We start from the raw sequence: 866 nt of genomic DNA, 5'->3' as shown, positions 1-866 counted from the left end.
GTCAAATATGGTAGCGCAATGAAAAACCGGATCGCGCTTGCGCTTTCTCTCTCAACCGTCATGGCGCCATTCGGCGCCCATGCGGACAACACGACCTCGATGCGTATCGCGGCGGCCTTTGCACTGCCGGCCCGCCCGGCGGTTTCGACCTTTTCCGATGCGGATAACGGTTCGACGATTGGCGGCGGGTGTGCGCCGACCGATCGCAGGCAAGCCGCGGCCTTGGTGCGCCAGATCGCCGAGGACGAAGGCTTCGATCCCGATCTGACCGAGGCGGTTGCCTGGGCGGAAAGCGACATGGGCGGCAATCAAGGGCCGTCTCGCACGGGCGCGCTCGGCATCATGCAGCTTATGCCAGCGACAGCGTCGCGTCTCGGTGTGACTGACAGATGTGACGCGAAAGCCAATATCCATGCGGGCGTCCGCTATCTGAAAGCGCTTTATGATGAGTTCCATGATCCCCTTTTGATGTTGGCGGCCTACAATGCAGGCGAGCAGAACGTCTACAAGGCCAACGGCATCCCGGTGAACGACGAGACCACGAACTACGTGGTCAAAGTGCTCAATCGCTGGAAGCTCGGCAAGCTGATCAAAGGTCCCGTTCCCAACCCTGTTGACGATCATCACGCAGCCGCGACCGGCGCGGTTGATGGCGTCGCCTGGCAAGACGGTCACGTCATCGATTTTGACAACTGAAAAAGGAGCGAGATGAGGATGGATTATAAAAAGGCGGGCAAAATCGCCCTGCAGTTCACGGCCGCCGCGGCGGTCGGCATGGCGCTCGCGCCGGTGAGCGCATACGCGCAGTCAGCCGCCCCGGTCGAGGGCGTGCTGGAATGGTTCGTCGGTGTCCTGCAGGGCAGCAT

The 866-nt window shown here is 61.3% G+C and carries 1 protein-coding gene; it reads left to right on the top strand.

Going from position 1 to position 866, the window contains the following annotated elements; all coding sequences use genetic code 11:
* A partial coding sequence (locus EOA23_RS35105; protein WP_210212530.1) for a lytic transglycosylase domain-containing protein occupies positions 1 to 696 on the top strand: 696 nt, incomplete at its 5' end.
* Between the last annotated feature and the right edge of the window lie 170 nt (positions 697 to 866).

The organism is Mesorhizobium sp. M2A.F.Ca.ET.042.01.1.1 (assembly GCF_003997405.1).
Taxonomy (GTDB): domain Bacteria; phylum Pseudomonadota; class Alphaproteobacteria; order Rhizobiales; family Rhizobiaceae; genus Mesorhizobium.
Note: the sequence above shows the minus strand (reverse complement) of the source record. Positions and strands in the feature narration are given on the sequence as shown.